Origin of the sequence: Clostridium kluyveri DSM 555 (assembly GCF_000016505.1) — a bacterium.
Lineage (GTDB): Bacteria > Bacillota > Clostridia > Clostridiales > Clostridiaceae > Clostridium_B > Clostridium_B kluyveri.
This window is the reverse complement of the sequence record NC_009706.1, coordinates 2,812,364-2,835,170: the sequence shown is the minus strand read 5'-3', so window position 1 is coordinate 2,835,170 and position 22,807 is coordinate 2,812,364. Positions and strand designations below refer to the sequence as shown.

Annotated in this window: 21 protein-coding genes and 3 CRISPR repeat arrays (1 of these 24 only partly in view); of the genes, 18 read left to right on the top strand and 3 right to left on the bottom strand. The window is 29.9% G+C overall.

Going from position 1 to position 22,807, the window contains the following annotated elements; translation table 11 throughout:
- Positions 1-26: direct repeats of the CRISPR family, unit length 30 nt; it reaches 1,521 nt to the left of the window's first position.
- A 496-nt stretch (positions 27-522) separates the two neighbouring features.
- The 8 genes from CKL_RS13505 to cas2 all read left to right on the top strand — a co-directional run bounded on the left by CKL_RS13505 (position 523) and on the right by cas2 (position 9,377).
- Entirely contained in the window at positions 523-1,233 is a 711-nt protein-coding gene (locus CKL_RS13505) for a CRISPR-associated endoribonuclease Cas6 (protein ID WP_012103099.1), read from the top strand.
- 16 nt (positions 1,234-1,249) lie between these two features.
- The gene (locus CKL_RS13500; protein WP_012103098.1) at positions 1,250-3,019 is read left to right on the top strand and encodes a hypothetical protein; all 1,770 of its coding nucleotides are present in this window, start codon (positions 1,250-1,252) and stop codon (positions 3,017-3,019) included.
- The gene (locus tag CKL_RS13495; protein WP_012103097.1) at positions 3,020-3,949 is read left to right on the top strand and encodes a type I CRISPR-associated protein Cas7; all 930 of its coding nucleotides are present in this window, start codon (positions 3,020-3,022) and stop codon (positions 3,947-3,949) included.
- Positions 3,950-3,951: 2 nt separating this feature from the next.
- On the top strand, positions 3,952-4,692 hold the full coding sequence (cas5b, locus tag CKL_RS13490) for a type I-B CRISPR-associated protein Cas5b (protein WP_012103096.1): 741 nt from the start codon (positions 3,952-3,954) through the stop codon (positions 4,690-4,692).
- An 18-nt stretch (positions 4,693-4,710) separates the two neighbouring features.
- The gene (locus CKL_RS13485; protein WP_012103095.1) at positions 4,711-7,293 is read left to right on the top strand and encodes a CRISPR-associated helicase/endonuclease Cas3; all 2,583 of its coding nucleotides are present in this window, start codon (positions 4,711-4,713) and stop codon (positions 7,291-7,293) included.
- Between the two features lie 259 nt (positions 7,294-7,552).
- Positions 7,553-8,047: a CRISPR-associated protein Cas4 gene (cas4, locus tag CKL_RS13480; protein WP_012103094.1), complete on the top strand. Its 495-nt coding sequence runs from the start codon at positions 7,553-7,555 to the stop codon at positions 8,045-8,047.
- A gap of 26 nt (positions 8,048-8,073) precedes the next feature.
- The gene (cas1b, locus tag CKL_RS13475) at positions 8,074-9,078 is read left to right on the top strand and encodes a type I-B CRISPR-associated endonuclease Cas1b (RefSeq protein WP_012103092.1); all 1,005 of its coding nucleotides are present in this window, start codon (positions 8,074-8,076) and stop codon (positions 9,076-9,078) included.
- Positions 9,079-9,092: 14 nt separating this feature from the next.
- Positions 9,093-9,377 carry a CRISPR-associated endonuclease Cas2 gene (cas2, locus tag CKL_RS13470; RefSeq protein WP_012103091.1) on the top strand — a complete coding sequence of 95 codons (285 nt, stop codon included), beginning with the start codon at positions 9,093-9,095 and terminating at the stop codon, positions 9,375-9,377.
- A 178-nt stretch (positions 9,378-9,555) separates the two neighbouring features.
- A CRISPR array of direct repeats spans positions 9,556-9,977; the repeat unit is 30 nt; unit sequence GTTGAACTTTAACAAGGATTGTATTTAAAT.
- A gap of 63 nt (positions 9,978-10,040) precedes the next feature.
- On the opposite strand, the gene CKL_RS13465 is transcribed toward cas2, so the two are convergent.
- Together CKL_RS13465 and CKL_RS20895 are read right to left on the bottom strand one after the other, a co-directional pair.
- Complete coding sequence (locus CKL_RS13465) at positions 10,041-10,949, bottom strand: IS3 family transposase (protein ID WP_242649470.1); 909 nt, start codon at positions 10,947-10,949, stop codon at positions 10,041-10,043.
- Positions 10,950-10,966: 17 nt separating this feature from the next.
- The gene (locus CKL_RS20895; protein ID WP_011989064.1) at positions 10,967-11,296 is read right to left on the bottom strand and encodes a transposase; all 330 of its coding nucleotides are present in this window, start codon (positions 11,294-11,296) and stop codon (positions 10,967-10,969) included.
- A 109-nt stretch (positions 11,297-11,405) separates the two neighbouring features.
- A CRISPR array of direct repeats spans positions 11,406-12,224; the repeat unit is 30 nt; unit sequence GTTGAACTTTAACAAGGATTGTATTTAAAT.
- Between the two features lie 253 nt (positions 12,225-12,477).
- Here CKL_RS20895 and CKL_RS13455 point away from each other — a divergent pair.
- The 4 genes from CKL_RS13455 to def all read left to right on the top strand — a co-directional run bounded on the left by CKL_RS13455 (position 12,478) and on the right by def (position 15,245).
- Positions 12,478-12,738 (top strand): GNAT family N-acetyltransferase, encoded by a 261-nt coding sequence (locus CKL_RS13455; RefSeq protein ID WP_012103090.1) that lies wholly within the window; start codon positions 12,478-12,480, stop codon positions 12,736-12,738.
- Between the two features lie 292 nt (positions 12,739-13,030).
- Complete coding sequence (locus tag CKL_RS13450; protein ID WP_012103089.1) at positions 13,031-14,203, top strand: GDSL-type esterase/lipase family protein; 1,173 nt, start codon at positions 13,031-13,033, stop codon at positions 14,201-14,203.
- A gap of 352 nt (positions 14,204-14,555) precedes the next feature.
- Complete coding sequence (locus CKL_RS13445) at positions 14,556-14,792, top strand: helix-turn-helix transcriptional regulator (protein ID WP_012103088.1); 237 nt, start codon at positions 14,556-14,558, stop codon at positions 14,790-14,792.
- Entirely contained in the window at positions 14,793-15,245 is a 453-nt protein-coding gene (def, locus tag CKL_RS13440; protein WP_012103087.1) for a peptide deformylase, read from the top strand.
- 148 nt (positions 15,246-15,393) lie between these two features.
- On the opposite strand, the gene CKL_RS21360 is transcribed toward def, so the two are convergent.
- Positions 15,394-16,098, bottom strand: a complete 705-nt coding sequence (locus tag CKL_RS21360; RefSeq protein WP_012103086.1) for a TOBE domain-containing protein — start codon at positions 16,096-16,098, stop codon at positions 15,394-15,396.
- 350 nt (positions 16,099-16,448) lie between these two features.
- Here CKL_RS21360 and CKL_RS13425 point away from each other — a divergent pair, with 350 nt between their 5' ends.
- The 6 genes from CKL_RS13425 (at position 16,449) to CKL_RS13400 (ending at position 22,719) form a co-directional block, all read left to right on the top strand.
- Entirely contained in the window at positions 16,449-17,324 is an 876-nt protein-coding gene (locus CKL_RS13425) for a branched-chain amino acid ABC transporter permease (protein WP_012103085.1), read from the top strand.
- 13 nt (positions 17,325-17,337) lie between these two features.
- Entirely contained in the window at positions 17,338-18,312 is a 975-nt protein-coding gene (locus CKL_RS13420) for a branched-chain amino acid ABC transporter permease (RefSeq protein ID WP_012103084.1), read from the top strand.
- Positions 18,299-19,069: an ABC transporter ATP-binding protein gene (locus tag CKL_RS13415; protein ID WP_012103083.1), complete on the top strand. Its 771-nt coding sequence runs from the start codon at positions 18,299-18,301 to the stop codon at positions 19,067-19,069. Before CKL_RS13420 ends, CKL_RS13415 begins: the two co-directional genes overlap by 14 nt.
- Positions 19,070-19,771 carry an ABC transporter ATP-binding protein gene (locus CKL_RS13410; protein WP_012103082.1) on the top strand — a complete coding sequence of 234 codons (702 nt, stop codon included), beginning with the start codon at positions 19,070-19,072 and terminating at the stop codon, positions 19,769-19,771. It begins immediately after the preceding gene.
- A 75-nt stretch (positions 19,772-19,846) separates the two neighbouring features.
- Entirely contained in the window at positions 19,847-20,983 is a 1,137-nt protein-coding gene (locus CKL_RS13405) for an ABC transporter substrate-binding protein (RefSeq protein WP_012103081.1), read from the top strand.
- A 155-nt stretch (positions 20,984-21,138) separates the two neighbouring features.
- Positions 21,139-22,719 carry a ClC family H(+)/Cl(-) exchange transporter gene (locus CKL_RS13400; protein ID WP_012620766.1) on the top strand — a complete coding sequence of 527 codons (1,581 nt, stop codon included), beginning with the start codon at positions 21,139-21,141 and terminating at the stop codon, positions 22,717-22,719.
- Positions 22,720-22,807: the final 88 nt, after the last annotated feature.

Below are 22,807 nucleotides of genomic sequence, written 5' to 3'. Positions count from 1 at the left end.
AACCTTAACAAGAATTGTATTTAAATATTTTAATGGTAAATGTTTAAATTTATGTTGAACCTTAACAAGTGTTGTAAAATATATGAGCAGAATATTATATGTTCGAGAGTTTTAAAGCTAATATTACAATCAATTTTAATGGTTAAGGTTTAAAACATAATTTAATATATCTTCGCATAGTATTTAATATACTTAGAAAAAATAAAAGGGGGGGAATACATGGATAAATATATCATTTTTGATATTTTCATAATATATTTAATATTTTTCACGAAAGATTTTAAAATTACTATAAGTATAACATCAAAAAGATAAATTTTGGTCAGTGGTTCAGTTAAAGCGTATATACTCTGCATCTAAAAATAATATATAGGTGTAGAGCTTTTAGTTCAATCTAAAAAATTTCCTTATAATTCATCATGTTTCTGTAAAATATTCTAACAATTTTTAAAATAGTGCAGGATTTGTTAAATTGAAGTAGAATTTATAAGTATATAACTATTATGTAAAAGGAGAATACATATGGAAGTATACGAAATTAATGTTAAAATATATACGCTTGAAGATATATTTAAGGAAGCATCACTGGAATTATTAAGTAAACTTCTTGATCAATCTTTTTATAAAAATGAAAGAATGAAGGAATTTCATACGGAAAATAGAATAAAAAATTATTGTTTTAATAATCTATATCCTCTTGCCTCAAATAATGAAATGTATAAGAAGGGGGAGATTTATAATTTTCAAGTAAGGTGTATCGGAGAAGATTTAATAAACCATTTCGAAAAATTTCTACCTAATGAATACACATCTGGGATTAAGGTACTTACATGTAATATCAAAAAAATACCTAAAAGGACTATAGAGAGAATTTATAGTATAACACCTCTTATAATAAAAATTTCAGATGAAGATAAAACTCAATACTGGAGAAATATTCATAATGAATCTGATTTTTTTGAATATATGAGGAACAGTACCATAAAAAAATATGAATTAGTTACAGGAGAGATAGTAGATAGTAATTTACAAATTTTTAATTATGAGAGAATAGACAATAGAAAACCCATAGCAACAAAATTTAAGGATAAAAGTATTCTTGGAGATAAGGTTACTTTAACAATAGATACCAGTGAAAAAGCCCAGAATATTGCCTATACAATTCTTGGAACAGGGCTTGCAGATATGTGTCCCCGTGGGTATGGCTTCATGAATTACCAATATGTGAAGTAAGAGGAGGTAATTATTTTTGATAAATGAAATTTACGATATATTCAGCAGGGAGTACGTTGAAAAAGGAGAAGGATTGGTTGTAGACAAACATCTCCTTGCACCTGGAGACTATATTAAATTTACATTGGAAGATACGTGGAATAGCATACAAATATTTTCTGTAGATAAAAAAACTGATAACTCCTTAGAAGTGTATAAGGAGTTTGTCCGTAGGGACTATTTAAGCAGATTAGTCTCTATGAATAAACCAATAGATCCGAATAAGATAATACACAGTAATAATATTTATACATTTTATGTAAAAAAAGAGAACCTTCATCAATCCAAGGGTAAACTAAGTAGTAAAGTTATAGAGGAATATTATAATATATTAAAAAATCCTGAAGTGAAATATAAAAGCAAATCCAAGAGCAGAAAACTTTATTTAAATATAGAAGAAAAGTATGGTAAGCCCGATATAGAATTAATAGAGAATATACAAAGTTGGGTACAAAAAAATATAATGGAAATAGCAAAAAAATTAGATTTAAATAAAACTTATCTTAAATTATTCTACGATACTAATTTGAATAACTATGAAAAAGAGAGTGAGAGGTACATAATACCTAATATTTACAATAGTACTGACTATAATGTAACTATAAACAAGAAAGTTTATGGATTGTCTGACTTTAACATGGGGCTGAATTCTAAAAAACCCTATCTTGAAAATAAAACTAGAAAAAGTAAATTACCCATGCTTGTGGATTCAGAAAAAATTCTAATTGAAAAAAAATTATTTGATTATCTTATGAATTATGCATCTGAAGGGAGAAATTATATATATGCCCAGCAGGATTGTGTGGATGGCATTGAAGCAAAAGAAAATAAAAAAAGTGATTTTAAAGGATATTTTTTTAGAGTTAACAAGGGAAAAGAAGTAGAAATTGCAGATTATGATTCCATAACTGATTATAGATATAAATTTAAAAGGGCTATAAAGATAACTCCTATATTGAAGCAGGGGTTCGGAAAAGAATTTATTCTAATTAGAGGAAATATGAAAAATATAAGTGAGTTAAGTGATAAAGTGAATGAAGTGTTTTTTAATAAATATTTAAAAAGCAATTTTTTTACAGAAGCAAAAGATATAAAATTAAATGACAGTAAAGTAAAGGAATCACTCTTAAAATACAGATATGGCTTTTATACCTGGTTTTACAAAGGTGAAGAACTTCTTGTAAAAGGATTTTGGAACAAAATGACCTTAGACCTTTTATGTAATTCCATAGATAATGGAAATGCTAATAAGGCTATAAATCAGTTTAATTTAAGGCATACGTTACTGGATTATTTCAATAAGGAGAGTAGGGGAGAAAATATGGCAAATACTATTAAATATATTAGAAAAAATGTGGATGAAAAGATAAATATAAAAGAAGATAAGGATTATAAAGTAGAAATTGAAGAGGTGGGAGAATATTATTTTTGTATAGGACAACTTCTACAGTATTTTTATAGTTTAAATAAATCTTCCAGTAAAAATTTTTCTTTTTTGAGTCCAGTACTTAATGCATCAGATGATAAAACCGTAAAAGAAAAATTAAGACGATTATTTATCAAATACAGCTATGCAATTAAATCTTCTTTTAGATTCAGCAATATGTATTATATGATTTTGGCTTATAGTTCAGAAAATGAAGTGGATAAGGACTCGATAATAGCAGGTTTTCTGTGTCCTAGTTTAATATATAAAAAGTCAGAAGAAGATAGTGACGATGAAAATAAAAATGAGGAGGAATCTTAAATGAACAGAATATATGGAGTTATTGGAATAAAAGCTATTATGGCAAATTGGAATGCGGATTTTAGTGGTTATCCAAAGACCATAGGAGATGGTTCCATATTTGGAAGTGACAAGGCACTTAAATACAGCATAAAAAAATACTGGGATGATTTAGGAGAAAAAATTTTATATATAAAATCCTTTAAAACAGATAAGGACAAGATAAGGCCAAGATCCCTTGAAGAGAGATATAACCAGGTATTTGATACCACACTTACTAAAAAAGATAAAAGTGAGGATGTAATTAAAAATCTATTTTCTACACTGGATGTAAAATCTTTTGGAGCCACTTTTGCAGAGGAAGGTAACAATATATCCATAACAGGTGCTGTTCAAATTGGACAGGGATTTAATGTGCACAAACCTTCAAATTCCGAGGAACAGCAAATATTGTCCCCCTTTAGAAGCGACAAAAAATCCAATACAAAGGAAGAGGCAAAAGAGGCAAATCAAAGCACCCTTGGAACCAAGATTGTAAGTGATGAGGCACATTACCTTTATCCCTTTTACATAAATCCTATTTCCTATAAAGATTATGTTCAAATGGGACTTACAGATGGTTATACAGAAGAAGATTATAAAAAATTTAAAGAGGGAGCACTTATAGGGGCTACAGCACTTAATACCAATGCAAAGGCAGGCTGTGAAAATGAGTTTGCGTTATTTGTGGAGACAGATGAGAAAACATATCTTCCTAATTTAACTCAATTTATGGATTTTGATAAAGTTGATGGTAAATGTATTCTTAAACTTAATTTAGACCAGGTGTTGGAGGGGATTAAAGACAGTATAAAAAATATAGAAATTTATTATAATGATTATAAATTAAAAGTAGAGAATATGCCACAAGGAGCTACAGTGTTCAATATATTTACAAGAAAAGAGGTTTAGATATGAAGGCAGTTAGGTTTAAACTCTCTGGCAGGACTGCATTTTTTAAGAAACCAGATGTAAATACCTATTATTATTTTACATATGGCAATATACATAAAATAGCATTGCTCGGGATAATAGGAAGTGTACTTGGATTACCTGGATATAATAGTCAAAGCAGAGACTTTAAAAATAATATATATCCAGAGTTTTACAATAGGCTTAAAGATTCAAAGGTAGCTGTGGTAATGCTAAACCACCAAGGGTATATAACAAAAAAGATACAGACCTTCAATAATTCTGTAGGGTATGCAAGCCTTGAGGCCGGGGGAAATCTGGTAGTAAAAGAACAGTGGCTCCAAGAGCCAAAATGGATGGTATATGTTAAGGTGGATGAAATCACGGAGAAATTTGCACATATGCTTCTGCATAAAAAAGCTATATTTTTACCCTACCTTGGTAAAAACGATCATTTTGCAGATATTACTGAAATTAAAGAAGTAGAATTAGAGAAATCTGAAAATTATATTAAAATTAACAGCTTATTTGAAAGCAGATACTTCCAAGTTGAAAAATATCAAGAGGAAGAGGATGATACGGCATGGAAATATATGGAATATCTTCCGGTAGAATTGGATGAGGAACTAAATCAATACAGATTTGAGCATTTTACTGCTACAAATATGAGGGTGAAATTGAATGACAAAAATGTAAATATATATAGGGATTTGGATGAAAAAAACAATTTATATTTTTTTTAAAATCAGGGGGAAAATATTTTGTATTTTGATAGAGTAAAGCTTTTTGACTTTCAGTCAAATGTTGATAATATATCACATATGTATGCCCATAGGGATAAAAGTAATAAAAAGAGGAAAGAAAAACTTTTGGAGCACGTAAATCTCACCTATGAATACATGAATTTTATTTGCGCGGAAAAAAATTTAAATAATGTGTTTCAAAATTTTCAGGATAAAATTTTAATAAGTAAAAATTCAGATGTAATTATCCTGTGGAAAGAAATGATGGTAAATACAATTTATATGCATGATGTGGGAAAGATAAACCCATCCTTTCAATATAATAAAATGTTGAATAAACTTTATGAAGATAATTCTGACGGAGGGTCAGAGCACTCTCTTCTAAGTTCATATATATATGTCAGTTATTTTAATAATAGGATTAAAGATATGGAGTTTGAACTAAAAGATAGCCTCTATTTGAAATATTTCATGTATTTAAATGGATACATAATATCAAAACACCATGGATATCTTGATAATATGGGAAACTACAAGCTGAAACTGGAAGATTTTCAGGAAGACTGTGATAAAGATGAATACTATCCTGATTTAACTATGACAACTTTGAGAGAATCGGTAATACGTAATTCATTTAATAATTCAAAAGAATATTTAGATGAATGTATTAGGCACAACAATGAACTTGAATTTTCAATTTATATATATTCGAAATTTCTTTTTTCTCTTCTCACAGCATCAGATTACTATGCAACTTCTGAATTTATGAGTGGTGAAAAGGTTGATAGTCTTGGAATAATAAATGACGATTTGAAAGATAGATTTAATGAAGATATAGATAGCTACAGTACTTTTAAAAGTATAAGAGAGTATAGCAATAATCCAGTAAAGGATGGACAATATATAAGTATAAATCAATTAAGATCTGAGATAACTATTGAAAGTGAAAAAAGCTACAGGGACAATAGGGATAAAAACATATATTACCTTGAAGCACCTACAGGAGGGGGGAAAACCTTAACCTCCATAAATCTTGCTAAACTCATACTTAACTCAAATTCCAACATAAATAAGTTATTTTATGTATTTCCCTTCAATACGCTGGTAGAACAGACAGAAATTGAATTTATGAAGATATTTGGTAATGATAGTTCTATAAAAGAAAACATAGCCGTAATAAATTCCATAACCCCTATAAAAACTGAAGATAAAAATGAGGAATGTAATGAAGTAATGGATTTAAATACAAAGAAAAAATGGAATTATGCAAAAGCTTTTATAAACAGAATCTTTATAAATTATCCTTTTGTTATAACAACTCATATAAATCTATTTAACTCCTTTTTTGGTACAAGCAGAGAAGAAGTATTTCCCCTTGTGAATTTATGCAATTCGGTAATAATTTTAGATGAAATACAAAGTTATAAAAACTCAATATGGAAGGAAATAATAAATTTTTTAAATATATATTCTGAAATATTGAATGTGAAAATCATAATAATGTCAGCTACTCTTCCACGATTAAATAAACTTGTACATAATTGCAGTGATAATTTTGTGTATCTTATAAAAAATAGAGAATATTATTTTAAAAATCCATTTTTTAAAAATAGGGTTAAATTTGAAATAATAGATATAGGAGAAGAGCAGGAGGAGCAATTTGAAAACTTATTAGAAGATATTGAAAAAGAGAGCAAAAGCAATAATAAAATACTTATTGAATTTATATTTAAGAAAAGTGCCGATAAATTCTTTGATTATATGAATAGAAATTTTTCAAAGAAGTACTTGCGCGAAGTTGTAATAATGACTTCTGATGACAATAAATCAGATAGAAATAAAGTTATAAAAAAAGCAAAAGAGATAAACAAGAAAATAATTATAGTAGCTACCCAGATTATTGAAGCTGGAATTGATATTGATATGGATTTAGGTTATAAAAATATATCCATTTTAGATGCAGAAGAACAATTTATGGGTAGAATAAACAGATCCTGCTTTAATGAGGGCAGGGTGAAATTTTTTAAAATGGATGATTGTAAAGTTATATACAAAAAAGATGTGAGAAGAGAAGCGGAACTTACGTTATCCAGTGAAGAAATTCAAAAATTGTTAGAAGAAAAGAATTTTGAAAAGTATTATGAAAAGGTTATAGCCAAGATTGAAAGAAATAAGAAGGAACTAAATGAAAATGGTTATGGGCATTTCCTTAAAATTGTAAAAGATTTAAATTTTAAAGAGATAGGAGAATATATGAAGCTCATAGAAGATGATAACCAGCATAAATATACTATATTTTTATCAAGAAGAATAGAAGACGAAAAAAATAACGTGCTCTTGGGAGATGAAATATGGAAAGAATATAAAAGTCTTTTATTTGATAATAAAATGGATTATTCTGAAAAAAAGGTGAGATTATCCAGGGTAAACTCTAAAGTCAACTATTTTATATACAAGGTAAAAAAGATACCAGAAGTTTATCAGGAATTATTGGGTGATATTTATTACATAGCTGATGGGGAAAAGTATATTGTAGATGGCAGATTCAATCAGGAAATATTTATTGGAGAAACTGCTAATAAGGCAAATCTATTTATGTAAGTTTATTAGAAACTTATTTTTTGCTTTCTAAAATGTAAACTGGCTTTTGTAAAGGCTTTAAGGATAGTTTATTTGACTTTTTTGACCTTACCAGTATAGGGTTTATGAGGATTTATAGACTAGAGGCGAAAATTAGGAAAAATATATTATTATAAATAGTGGAATGTAAATAAGTTTTTTGAGGTTTAGATGGAGAAAATTATTTTTTATGGGAAAACTTTGTCTGAACCTATGAATCACTTGATATGGAGGAGTGTATATGAAAATAAATGGTACACTTATAAATTATTATTTTCACTGCAAAAGACAGTGTTGGCTTCATGGCAATAGAATGAATATGGAGGATAATAGTGAGGATGTTCATATAGGAAAAGCCATTCATGAATTAAAATTAGAAGGGAAAAAGGATACGGAAATATCCATAGATAATGTAAAAATAGATAAAATTACAAAAGATTATCTGGTAGAAATAAAAAAATCTGATGCAGATGTAGAAGCTACTAAGTGGCAGGTGATTTTTTATCTCTACATATTAAAGAATAAGGGCATAGAAAGACAGGGCAAAATTGAATTCCAGGAAAAAAACAAGCAGAAAAATAAAATAATTTATGTGGAGCTTACAGAAGAAAATGAATTGGAATTGAGACAGCTTATTGGTGACATAGAAAAATTATTAGAAAAAGAAGTTCCTCCTAAAATTGAAAAAGTAAAAGGATGTAGAAAATGTGCCTATTATGAATATTGTTATATCTAAACTACATATAAAAGAGGGTGAAATAAATGGCCAGAGGTGTTAAATATTTGATGAGTATGGGAGAGCTTAAAAGGAAAGATAACTCTATTGTATTTCATAATGATAAGGGGAACTCCTATCTTCCGGTAGAAGCTGTAAGGGAACTATACTGTATGAATGAAATTACTGTAAATAGTAAATTTCTTGATTTTGCTGCAAAAGCGGGAATAGTAATTCATTTCTTTAATTATTATGGATATTATAGTGGAACTTTCTATCCAAAGAAAAATCTTGTAAGTGGAAGAGTAATCATAAAACAGGTGGAAGCTTTTTCAAATAACAGAGATAATATAGCTAAATCATTTGTTCAGGGTATAGCGGATAATATATATGAGGTGCTGTATCATTATTACAGGCATGATAAAAAGGAAGTGCGTTCCACCCTTGATTGGATAAAAGTAAAATTGCCTGAATATATGAAGTATGACGATTTAGGTATAAAACATATATTGAGAATTGAAGGTGAGATATGGCGAAGATTTTATGAAAATTTCAAATATATTTTACCAGAGGACTTTGTACTTGATAAAAGGGTAAAAAGACCCCCTGATAACCCTATAAATGCACTTATATCCTTTGGAAATTCTATTTTATATTCTAAAACTGTATCTGAAATTTATAATACCCATCTAAATCAGACTATAAGCTATTTACACGAACCTTCTGAAGGCAGATTTTCTTTAAGTCTTGATTTATCTGAGGTCTTTAAGCCAATTATAGTCTACAGGACAATTTTCGAATTGGTAAACACAAAGCAAATTCAGGTAAATAAACACTTTGATAAAAAATATAATTATTGTCTCTTAAATGAAAAAGGGAAAATGATATTTGTACAAGCTATTGAGGAGAGATTTGAAAGTGTTTTTAATCACAAGAAGCTTAAAAGAAAAATAAGTTACAAGACAGCTATAAGATTAGATGGATATAAGCTTAAAAAACATGTAGTGGAAGGAGAAGATTTTATTCCTTTTAATTTAAAGAACATGATGTAGTAAGGAGGATTTTTGTGGGGAAAAATTTTAACTTCAATTATGCATTTGTATTTTATGATGTGAATGAGAAAAGGGTTAATAAAGTTTTTAAAATATGTAAAAAATATTTCCATCACCATCAAAATTCTGTTTTTAGAGGGGCCATAACTCCTTCAAAACTTATAAAATTGAAAAGTGAATTAAACAAGATTGTGCAGGATAAAGACTTCGTTACAATTATAAAGCTTATAAATGACAGTTGTTTTGATGAGGAAACTTTGGGTATAAATGAAAAGAATACGGAAAATTTAATACTTTAATTTTTCCAACCTCATAATAAGGTAAAAGTGGTGTAATGTTATCAAATCACTAGCATTACACCACTCTTTATATACATTTTATAAAATATGAAAAATGGTTGGAAAAATTTCAACGAAAGCCTTTATTTATACGGTTTTAAGTAATATAATAAAAATAAGAAATAGGCATTTTACATTAGTTGAACTTTAACAAGGATTGTATTTAAATACCTAATATTGATATGGCACCTCTTACAGCAACTACTGTTGAACTTTAACAAGGATTGTATTTAAATTCTAAATTATGTATTTCTTCTATTAAATCCTTGGGTTGAACTTTAACAAGGATTGTATTTAAATCATAAGAGACAACGTTATATTTGTAGTTAATTCAGAGTTGAACTTTAACAAGGATTGTATTTAAATCAGGCTCTTGAGATGTTTGAAAAGAACTTTGCGAGGTTGAACTTTAACAAGGATTGTATTTAAATGGACACAACCGCAGTTTTAGGAGAGTTTGCAGATGCGTTGAACTTTAACAAGGATTGTATTTAAATCCATAAACGGGGCAACCCTAGTAACTATGTACAAGTTGAACTTTAACAAGGATTGTATTTAAATACAGTAACGGATTAACCCCCTCGTTTTGGACAGAATCTAATAAATTCTTCATTTCTATTAAATTTAGACCCTTATTTGAATGTTTGTTAGGTTTTCTTCAAAATAAAGGTTATAAAATTCATGTGGAGCCATAAATCTTAAACTTGAATGTAATCTCCTATTATTGTAGAATTCCATAAATTCATTTACTATTTTGTATGCTTCTCCATAGCTTTGAAATTCATTAATTTTTAAACACTCATCCTCAAGTATTCTGTGAAATGATTCTACATGTGCGTTTTTATTTGGCGTCTTCACTGGTATTCTCTCATGTTCAATTTTAAGTTCTTCACAGCATTCATCAAATTTATGACTTATAAACTGGGGTCCGTTGTCTGTTCTTATTACTGGCTTTTTAGAGTCTTCCTCAAACAAGTTTCTTCTTATTAAGCACTTCCTCAGTAGTGCTGCAGCATCTTTAGCCTCACAGTGTAAACCCATGTGGTAATCTATAATGCTCCTATCAAAGATATCAATTAAATTTAGTAAGTAGAAGAATTTATCCTCACCTTCTATATAGCCATATTTTATATCCATTTCCCATAGTTGATTTGAGCCTGTTATAGTTCTGTTAATTGCAATATTTCTCTTTATTTTAGTTCTAATTATTCTCTGATCTTTAAGTATTCTGAGCTCTTTGCAAAGCCGATAAACCTTCTTATGATTAATCACAAGATTACAATATTTTCTTAAATGGTAAGTTATTTTTCTATATCCATAGTTAATAGCATCCCCGTCAATGGCCTCCAAAATAAATTCCTTAATCTGATCATCGCATACTTTCTCACCATCTCTGTTTATACTATATCCTTTTGGCTTTCCACCTTTAGGCCTAGTCTTTTCTTTGCCTTCTACACTTAAATTATAGTAATATGTTGATCTTCCGAGTTTAACTACTTTAAGTACAAATACTGCATTGTATCCTTGCTCTATATACTTTTTAGCTATTTCTACTTTTTCCTTAATTGAGGGTTTGATTTTTTTATTAAATCTCTAAGAATTGCTATTTCTAAATCTTTTTCTCCTAACAATTTTTTTAGATGATCATTTTCTTTTGTTACCTCTGTCAGCTCATTTTCAAGTTCTTTTTCTCCCTCAACTAAAGCTTTTCTACCAGGCTTAATTTTAATCTCATCCTTATCCTTAGAATTCCTTATCCACGTAAATATAGTTGATTTTGAGAGCCCATGTCTCCTTGATACCAGTGAAACATTTCCTACTTCTTTCACTTCTCTTAATACCTCTTCTTTTAATTCTTTCGTATAACTTTTTCCTTTCATAGTTTACCTCCAATCACTTTCTACATTATAATAAATATAGATGTAATGGTCCAAACCTATTTAGGGGCTTAAGAGGTAACATTTGTGATTACTGCAAAAGGTGCTGATGGTTGAACTTTAACAAGGATTGTATTTAAATAATCTTAACAATATAGAAGTAGAACTGTGTAAATATGTTGAACTTTAACAAGGATTGTATTTAAATCAAAATACCGAAGGGGACATTGGTCTTCCTCGGAAAGTTGAACTTTAACAAGGATTGTATTTAAATAAAGGTATGCTATATACATAATTCCCTCTGCAATAGTTGAACTTTAACAAGGATTGTATTTAAATTGATTTATCCAGATGAATTTGAATTAGATGAAAATAGTTGAACTTTAACAAGGATTGTATTTAAATAGAAAGGAGTGTTGGTGATACAAAGTGATTTATAAGGTTGAACTTTAACAAGGATTGTATTTAAATAAATTAAAAGTAATGGCCCTAGCGCCGCAGCTATCCGTTGAACTTTAACAAGGATTGTATTTAAATTTTAGATAGAGGAAATTATATTGTTATTCGTAAAGGGTTGAACTTTAACAAGGATTGTATTTAAATAAATAAGTAATGCATATTGATTCATCTATTTATCCGTTGAACTTTAACAAGGATTGTATTTAAATTCTACAGCTTGTTTGTTATCTATTACCAGTACATTAGTTGAACCTTAACAAGGATTGTATTTAAATACAACTATCTTCTTTTGTTTTATGTATTCTTTTATAGTTGAACCTTAACAAGGATTGTATTTAAATGAAAGGTATAAGGGAATTTGCGTCTATAGCATATAGTTGAACCTTAACAAGGATTGTATTTAAATTGCATTGCAATATTCTGGAGCATTGGTAAGAAACTCGTTGAACCTTAACAAGGTTTATATTTAGATGGAAATGATTTTCTTTGAACCCCATAACTATAAAAGTCACTGATGTTTATTTCACTAGTAGTTTCAAATCATAAACTTACTTAATGCTAAAAATTTGAAAGTAAAGGAAGTGTAATTTTTGTGTTAACGTTGATTGTATGTGAGTAGTAGATGTATTGTCATTAAAACTCATATTTACAATTCAAAATTATATTGATGGAAAGTATATTTATATACCAAAGAATGTAATGGAAAAATCCAGGGGAGAATTAAAATGAAATTAAATATCAGAAGGTTGACAATAATACCTTTGAATCTAGAACAATTCAAGGTATTGTTTGATGTAATATATATGACAGAAGTCGTAAAAAGTATGTGTCAATGGGCATTGAGTGATAAGAAGGTTTTAAGAGTTATTGCCGGAACAGATAAAAACAATATTGCTTCTCAAAGAGTTTTGAAGAAATGTAGTTTTATAATATATGATGAAGACCATGAAAATTATTTATGGCAGTTAAATAATAAATTAAGCTAGATTAATGAAGAAATTTATACAAAACACATGCCTAACATATATTCATTAAATTAAATCAGATGAAGTTTTTTGTGCGATTTTTATAAAAAATATGGAATTATTGTGCTGTAGTGATTATAATTAAACCAGTAAATATAAGAAATTGGTTATAACAGGATAATGAGTTATAAAATCGCTATTAGGTTCGAATGGAGTTTGTAGGCTCAAGAATGGATTCCATATTTTAAAGTTAAGTTTTTATAATGTCATTGTTATCATAACTATAAGCTATTTATAAGGATGTGATTTATTAATGAAGAAAATTACAGGCAGTAATCTTTTCACAATATTTCTTGCATTTATATTTGTTTTCATGAGTACTATAAGCATATCTTCAGTTAAAGCAGATGAAATTAGTAGTGTAAATATGTCACAAACTTCATCCAGTATAAATTACCTGGCACTAGGAGATTCTATTTCTTGTGGAATGAGCGCTGATTCAGGTAAAGGATATGTAGATCTTTTTCATAAACATTTAGAGACACTTGGCAGATATGGAGAAGTAAATTTACAGAATCTATCTGTATCGGGAGACAAAAGCAGTGATTTGTTGACAAAATTTCAAACTGATGAATATAAAGAGGCAGTCAAGGATGCAAAAATTATAACAATAAGTATTGGCGGGAATAATCTTCTTTCTCCTGTAATTGAAGCTGTTTGTCAGGCATTTGGAGTAAATAAGGATGACAATCCTAATTATCAGACTGAATTAGCTCTAGCTGTTGCATCAAATCCCAATAAGGATGCTATATTAGCTGGAATAGTAAGTTCTGGAACTTTACTTCAAAGTTTAAATTCAGGAATACTTCAATTTCAAAGTGATTTTCCTAAAATTATTAAAACAATAAAAGAGATTGCACCTGAATCAGAAATATATGTTTTGACTTTGTACAACCCCTTTAATTCCAAGGATCCTATGTATTCTGCATTTGATTCTATTATTAATCGTATTAATAAAACTATAAAAATACAAACTAATAACTGCAACATAGTAGATGTTTATGAAAAGCTTAAAACAACTTCTGGTGCTGTTAACTTTAGCTTATCTAATATGATGATTGATCCTCATCCCACAACAATAGGACATGCTGCTATATATGATTTGCTTGTGGATGCAAAGGTAAAAAAAGATGGATTGGTAGCTGCGGATAAAAAATGGACAATTACTTTTACGGGAGAGGTAGAATTTGATGACTCCACTAAAGATGCAATTATAGTTACAGGTAGTAAAGGTAATGAGGTAAATACAACTTTAGAATTGGGACAAAACAACAAAAGTATAATAGTTTATCCACCCACTGTAGGATATACTCCAGGAGAAAGTTACACATTGACTGTGAGGAAACAGTGTCATGATAAAAATGGGAAACAGATGAAACAAGATAGAACATTAAATTTTAGTATAGAAGCCGATACGGCAGATTAAATAAATTTTTATTGATTTTTTATTAAAAGCGTGCCTATGTTTATGTAAATAAAAATTGGGGCACGTTATTTTTTATCCGAAGGCCACCATTGCTAGCACTCCCATATTCTTAAAAGTAGGAGATAAGCACTGCTGTGCCCTTGGATAAGTTCTTCTAAATTCATGGTGAAAAGGGGTATTCTTTATGAGTAAATTCCACATGAATCCAAGAATCACTTAATATATAGTAATAATTAAGAATAATATTTAAAATTATTTGCTGTAAAGATTATTGATGTAAGGTTAGCTTGATATATAAACTAAATAATGTTACAATACTTATGTAAGGTTAACATTACAGGAGTGATGATTTATGAAAAATCGATTAAAAGAATTGCGAGAATCTCTTGGATTGACTCAAGAACAGTTAGGAAAACTTGTAGGAGTATCAAGGCAAGCAATAAATGCTATTGAGACAGAAAAATTTGAGCCCTCTATATGGTTAGCTTATGATATCAGTAATATATTTAATTGCTTTATAGAAGAAGTCTTTCTCTTTAAGAAAAGTAAAAGAAAATCAAGAGCACAGCAAAGTAGAGGGGTTGTTTAGATGGCATTAAGACAAATTAGGCTTTTTGGTGATGATATATTGAGAAAAAAAAGTAAAGAAGTGAAAGCAGTAGATAATAAAATAAGACAAATTTTAAATGATATGGCTGATACCATGTATGATACAGAAAATGGCGGGGGCTTGGCAGCTCCACAAATTGGTATATTGAAAAGATTGGCTGTAATAGATATGGGACAAGGACTTATAAAATTAGTCAATCCAAAAATAATTAAGTGTGCAGGAGAACAAGAGGTCATAGAAGGATGTTTGAGCATTCCTAATGTGTTCGGAAAGTTAAAAAGACCTGCAAAAGTTATAATAGAAGCATTAAATGAAGAGGGAAGTAAAATTATATTAAAAGGTACAAAAGATTTAGCCAAATGTTTTTGTCATGAAATAGATCATTTGAAAGGTATACTTTTTACTGATTTGGTAACTGAATATATGAAGTAAAGTATTAACTTAAGTAATATATTAAAAAAGCTGTCTTTTATGGTAATTTATTTATTGTTTTGAGACAGCTTTTTTGTTGTGTATAATATTTATGGAATATATTATAATTTGATAATATAATTAAGACTTTAACTTATAATGAAAATAATTATTTCATTATCATAGCGTCTGTTGACTTAATAACAGCTTTAACTTCTGAACCTACTTTAATTTCAAGATCCTTTAAGGAAGCTGTTGTAATTACAGAAGATACTAAATTTTTACAACCTGTATCTACCAATATTTGACTTACCACATCTCCTTGAGTTATTTTAGTAACTTTTCCTTTTAGCTGATTTCTAGCACTTAATGTCATCTTATATTTCTCTTTGTCGGATTTCACATTGGATTTAGGCATCGTATTGTTAGAATTAGGCATCATTTTATTAGAGTTGGGCATCATGTTATTGGAATTAGGCATCATATTGTTAGAATTAGGCATTATTCTATTAGAGTCAGGCATCGTATTATTGGAATTAGATGTCATATTGGATGAAGAACTCATAATCATAACACTAGTTGATTTAACTATGACTCTGACTTGTGAGCCTACTCTTAATCTTAGCTGGTCTATTGAAGCCGTTGTGATTACGGACGACATTGAATTTCCACATCCAATATCAACTACTACTTGACCTACTACATCTCCCCTGGTTATTTTAGTAATTCTTCCTATAAATTGATTTCTGGCACTTAAGGCCATTTCAGCAGTTGTATTTGAAGGATAATGTGCCTTAGAGCTATATCGTACCCAGGGACAGAAATATTCAAAGCCATCATAATAATTTCCATAAGGCTGGTAATTAGCAATCATTAAAATGCCTCCATAAAGATTTATCTACAAGATTATGCTATTCTATTATAATTATATTAGTTACAAAACTCTAAAAAATAAAATTTAATAGCTGTAAATTAGTAAATATTATTATTTTGTACAATAAAAGTCGATTCTTGATACAAGTAGCTTAAAAACATTTTGAAGTATTATTAAAAAACCAGTATAAAAGTTGATAGTCTAGTAAGGAATATTGTTTTGTTTAGTAGTATTCTTGATTATGAACTAAATATAATATATAATTAGTTCATAATTAATCGTTTATTTATAGAAAATGTAAAAATTTATTTAATGACTATAGATATAACTTTTTACACAGGAGGCACATTATGAATTTTGCTCAGCAATTAGTTAATGGACTAGCATTGGGGGGTGTTTATGCTTTAATAGCAATTGGATATACTATGGTGTATGGCATAGTAAAGCTTATGAATTTTGCACATGGAGACATATATATGGCAGGAGCTTTTTTTGGGTTTTTGGCAGTTAAAAATTTAAATTCAGGATTTATACCTACCTTAATAATTGCTATGGTTGGAAGTGCACTTTTAGGAATAATAATTGAAAAAATTGCATATAAGCCCCTTAGAAATTCATCCAGAATAACTTTATTTATTACTTCTATGGGAATATCGCTTTTGCTTGAGAACGGTTTTAGAGTTATATTCGGACCAAATCCTAGGCCATTTCCTGAACTTTTAAAGGTAAAACTTTATAAAATAGGGGATTTTCAGATAAATAATCTGCAAATTGTCACTTTGCTGATCTGTTTTATATTAGTTATTTTGCTGCAGATTATTGTTTATAGAACAAAAATGGGAAAGGCCATGAGAGCTGCGTCTTTTGATACGGAAGCTACAGAACTTATGGGTATAAATGTGAACAATACCATATCTTTAACTTTCGCCATAGGTTCTGCATTAGCGGCAGCAGCAGGGGTTCTTATAGGTATGTCATATCCTAAAATAGATCCATATATGGGAATGATACCGGGACTTAAAGCTTTTATAGCAGCAGTTGTAGGAGGTATAGGACTTATCCCCGGTGCTATGGTGGGGGGAATTGTACTTGGCATATCAGAAATATTTACCAAAGCTTTTATATCTACAAAACTTTCAGATGGTATAGCTTATATTATATTAATAATTATACTTATATTTAAGCCTAGTGGATTACTTGGTAAAAAAGTCAATGAGAAAGTGTAGGTGGGAGTTTAATATGAAGCGTAGAAAAAATATATTATTTATATTAGCGGCAGTATTAATAGTATTTGGTTTAATTCAAACTCTCATAAGTTTGGAAATGATAGATGAGTATATAGTCCAAATATTGATTATTATAGGCATAAATATAATACTAGCAGTGAGTTTAAATATGATAGTCGGGTATACAGGGCAGCTGGCTTTAGGACATGCAGGATTTATGTCTATAGGAGGATATACTGCAGCTATTTTAACTTTAAAACTAGATGCGCCCTTTTTTTTGGTATTAATAGCTGGAGGACTGATGGCAGCTTTTTTTGGAGTCATCATAGGTATTCCTACATTGAGATTAAAAGGAGACTATTTGGCTATAACAACTCTGGGATTTGGAGAAATAATAAGGATTGCCATAGTAAATTCAAATACATTAGGTGGAGCTGAAGGATTGGCTGGAATACCCAAAAAAACCAGCTTTGCAATGGTATTTTTTATCACGATTCTTATTATAATAATTGCTTATAACATAAAGAAATCTTCTTATGGGCGAGCAATGCTTTCTATAAGAGAAGATGAACTGGCATCAAGTTCCATAGGAATAAATACCACTAAATATAAGATGATAGCTTTTGTAACAGCTTCTTTTTTTGCAGGTATAGCAGGAGTTTTATATGCCCATTATTTTATGTTTTTAGATCCTAAATCTTTTGATTATTTGAAATCTTTTGATATAGTTACATATGTGGTATTTGGTGGAATGGGTAGTATATCCGGCTGCATTTTGTCCACGGCTATACTGACTTCTCTACCGGAAATCTTAAGACCTGTAGCTGATTATAGAATGGTTATATATTCAGCGGCACTTGTTGCACTGATGATATTTAGACCGGAAGGTGTATTCGGTATGAAAGAAATTTCTTTCAAAAAAATTGTTAGTTCTGCAAAGAAAAAAATATCACATAAAAAGGAGGGAAAGTATGATGTCCCTGCTTAGTGCTAAAGATTTAACAATAAAATTTGGTGGTTTAACGGCAGTTTCTGATTTTAATCTGGATATTGATGAAAATGAGATCGTTGGATTGATAGGTCCAAACGGAGCAGGAAAGACTACTGTTTTTAATATGCTTACAGGTGTATACCAACCTACAGATGGATATATAGAAATTCTGGGGAGGAAAGTCATTAATTTAAAACCTCATGAACTGGCTAAAAAGCATATAGCACGTACTTTTCAAAATATAAGGTTGTTTAAGCATATGTCTGTGCTTGATAATGTAAAAATTTCATTTTCATATCTTGATAAATATAATTTTTGGCAGTGCATTTTAAGGATGCCAAAATATTACAGAGAAGAAAAATTTATGGATGAAAATGCAGAAAGATTGTTAAAAATATTTGGATTGTTGGATAAAAAAGATGAACTTGCAATGAATTTGCCTTATGGACAACAAAGAAAGCTTGAGATAGTAAGAGCCCTCGCCACAGAACCCAAGGTACTGCTTTTAGATGAACCGGCAGCAGGTATGAATCCGCAGGAAACTCTAAATTTAATGGAACTTATTAAATGGGTAAGGGATGAATTCAAGATCTCAATACTTTTAATTGAACATGATATGAAGTTGGTTATGGGAATATGTGAAAGACTTGTGGTGCTTGATCATGGACAGATGATTGCAAAAGGATCTCCTCAGGAAATAAAAAAGAATCCTAAGGTTATAAGTGCCTATTTAGGAGAGGAGGTTAAAATATAGATGTTGAAACTGAATAATGTAAATTTGTACTATGGAGTAATACATGCACTGAAAGATATATCTCTAGAAGTGGAAGAAGGAGAAATCGTTACCTTAATAGGGGCTAACGGAGCAGGAAAAACATCAATTTTAAGGGCTATATCAGGGTTGAATCCCTGTAGATCAGGAGAAGTGATATTTAAAGGGAAATCTTTAAATAAAGTGCCTGCTTATAAAATAGTCTCCAGAGGAATTTCTCATGTTTTAGAAGGAAGGAGAGTATTTTCGAATCTGACTGTTTTTGAGAATCTGCAGTTAGGTGCCTATATAAGAAAGGATAAGGCAGGCATAAAAAAGGATTATGAAACTATTTTTGAGGTATTTCCAATATTAAAGGAAAGAAAAGAACAGCCCGCAGGTACTTTAAGTGGGGGAGAACAACAAATGCTGGCCATAGCCAGGGCACTTATGGTAAAACCACAGCTTCTTCTTATGGATGAACCATCCATGGGACTTGCACCTATAATAGTTCAGCAAATATTTAATATAATAAAAGAAATTAATGAAAAAGGTACTACTATCTTATTGGTAGAGCAAAATGCCAATATGGCACTTTCTATAGCCAGTAAAGCTTATGTCTTAGAAACTGGAAGAATAGTCCTAAAAGGAAGCGCAGGAGAATTACTAGTTAATGAATCAGTGAAGAGTGCTTACCTTGGATAGCTTTTATTGTGGATAATAATACTATTTTTAAGTTAAGTAAGCATCATTTATAAAATTTTTAAGGGGGATTTATACATGTTAAAAAAGTTTTTGTCAATATCCATGGCTTTAGTGCTAGGGTCTGTGGTACTGGCAGGGTGTGGTAAACAATCTGAATCAGAGGAAATAAAATTAGGAGCAGTTTTTCCGCTTACAGGGGATGTGTCTGTTATGGGACAGGCGTGTAAGAATGCACTGCAGATGTTGGAGGAAGAAACTAATGCCAGTGGAGGTATAAATGGCAAAAAGGTAAAGTTTTATTTTGAAGATGATGAAAATAAACCTTCTAATTCTGCCAATGCCATACAAAAATTAATTAATAATAATAAGGTGGTAGGGGTAGTTGGGAGTTATGCCAGTAAATGTTCCATAAGCATGGGACCTATTGCTGCATCTAATAAAATTCCAATGATATCTGTAAGTACGAGTCCTAAAGTAACAAAAAATGGGGGAGAATATGTATTTACATCCACATTTAATGATACTTTTCAGGGAACAATTATTGCAGATATAGCAGCCAAGGATGTAAAGGCTAAAACAGCAGCTGTGCTTTATGATGTAGGGAATGACTATGATAAGGGGCTTAATGAATTCTTTACAACTAACTTTGAAAAATCAGGTGGAAAGGTATTGGCGTCACTTACCTTTAATGCGGGAGATCAGGATTTTAGTGCCCAGCTTACCAACATAAAAAAGCTTAATCCAGATGTACTGGTTATACCAGATTACTATGGTACAGTGGCTTTAATAGCAAAACAAGCAAGAAATTTAGGTATAACCTCTACTTTTATTGGTGGAGATGGATGGGATTCACCAGCTTTATTTGAAATTGCAGGAGATGCAGTTAATGGAAGTTATTTTAGTAATTTCTTTTCTACAGGAGATACTACACCTGCATATGTAAAATTTAAAGAAAACTATGAGAAAAAATATAATAAAGCGCCAGATGCCATTTCAGCTAGTTCTTATAATGCAGGTAGTTTACTAATAGCTGCTGTTAAAGAAGCTAAAAGTACAGAAGGAGATAAAATAAAAGATGCTCTAAAGAATATCAGCTTTGAAGGAGTAGCTGGAACCACTAAATATGACAGTAACAGAAATGCCATTATGGGAGGAGACGTAATAAAAATAGAAAATCAGAAGCAGATATTTGTAAGAAAAGTAAGCCAGTAATGGACATAAGTTGTGAACTTTAAAGAAAGGTTTCTTTCCTTGAAGTTCACAACTTTATTTATACTAGGGCTAGGATTAGTTAATACCACCAGCACTGTTGTGTTTCTAGATAAGTTCTTACCCTAAATGATATATAGAAAGTCAGGAAAAATTGTATGAATGATTTGTATAAAAAAGATAAATCCAGTTTATTATTTCATTGGCATAATTTAAAGATAAGGTTGGTAGGGGAAAGTATAATTGTAGGGATTATAACTGGTTTTATAATAGTACTTTTTAGGGTTGTTATAGAAGAATTAGGGGAAAAGGTTGGGAAAATTTATGAAATTCTTTTGTTAAAGTTATATTTTCTGCCTTTGTGGATAATACTATTTATAATTTTGGGATATATATTAGGCTTTATGGTTAAAAAAGATCCTATGGTAGGTGGAAGTGGTATTCCTCAAGTTAAGGGAGCTGTTCTAAGAAAACTTGAGATGAAATGGTTTAAAGTGATTTTAAATAAATTTGTAGGGGGAAGTCTTGCTATTGGATTTGGTCTTTCTCTTGGAAGGGAAGGACCTTCAGTACAGTTGGGAGCTTGTGTAGGTCAGGGGCTAAGTAGAATTTTTAAAAGGGTAAATATAGAGGAAAAATATCTTATTACAAGTGGGGCAAGTGCGGGACTGGCTGCAGCATTCAATGCACCACTGGCAGGGGCAATATTTGCTTTAGAGGAAATACACAAAAATTTTTCTCCACTAATTTTAATTTCAGCTTTTTCGGCTGCATTATCTGCTGATTTTATAACTGGCGGGTTTTTAGGGTTAAGCCCGGTATTTAATTTTAAACATATATCGGCTATTCCTTTGAATTATTATTTTTATATATTATTATTCGGAATTATAATGGGTGTTACAGGAGTAATTTTTAATATTTTCCTTTTAAAAAGTCAGCATTTGTATTCTAAACAAAAGTGGATTCCAAAAGAATTTAATCCAGTGTTTCCACTGCTAACTTCTATAATATTTGGATTTTTTTTACCCCAAGTTTTAGGGGGAGGTAATTCACTTATAATGTCTCTAGCCAATACCTCATTTACTATAAAGTTTATTTTAGTTTTAATTATTGTAAAGTTCTTATTTACTATGCTGTGCTATGGCTCGGGAACACCAGGAGGGATTTTTCTTCCAGTACTTACTATAGGAGCACTAATTGGATATGGGTATGGAAGTTTGCTTATTAATATATTAAATATTAATACAAACTATATAAATAATTTTGTAATTCTAGGAATGGCAGGATATTTTACGGCAGTTGTGAGATCTCCAATTACAGGTACTATATTGATCACAGAGATGACAGGAGGATTTAATAATTTTCTTCCATTAAGTATTGTATCTATAGTGGCCTATTTAGTTGCAGATGTATTAGGTTCAAAACCTATCTATGATTCACTGCTTGAAAGATTTTTAATTAATAATACAGATTCAAAGGTTCAAAATACCAAATCCAAATTCATTTTAGAAGTTCCAGTCTGCATGGGATGTTATTTGGATGGAAAAGAGATAAAAAATATAATATGGCCTGAATATTGTTTAATAACAGAAATCAGAAGAGGATGTGAAATCATAATACCAAAGGGGAATACTGTTATTTGTGCAGGAGATTATATTACCATACTCACAAATGAAAAGGATGCAGGTAAATTAAATGATATTTTAACTGAAATGTGTAAGAGTATAGAGCAGATTTAACATATTAAAGTAAAGATCTTTTATTAATTATCTAAATAATATATACTATATACTTATAGGCTCAACTATATTTAAAAGATATTTTTAG